General features: G+C 41.5%; 1 protein-coding gene. It reads left to right on the top strand.

Going from position 1 to position 246, the window contains the following annotated elements; translation table 11 throughout:
• On the top strand, positions 1-246 hold a 246-nt coding region (locus RG959_RS24735; protein WP_342799359.1), incomplete at both ends, for a PH domain-containing protein.

Consider the following 246-nt stretch of genomic DNA (forward strand, 5'->3'; position numbering starts at 1 on the left):
ATGATACATTTATTCAGTTAAAAACAGGTGGCTTTGGAACAAACTTGTTTCTTTCCAAGCGGAGTAGCGTTATAGAGGTTGGTGTCTCACGAAATATTATACAAAAGAAGCTTGGATTGGCATCACTGGCAACCGTAAACCGTGCCAAGCCAGTGTTACACACTACCATGGATGACGTACCGGAGGAATGGGCTGACGAATTTCTTGCATGGTACCAAGATAGAAATCAAGAAGTTACGTTAAAGT

Source organism: Domibacillus sp. 8LH (assembly GCF_038806185.1).
Lineage (GTDB): Bacteria > Bacillota > Bacilli > Bacillales > Domibacillaceae > Domibacillus > Domibacillus indicus_A.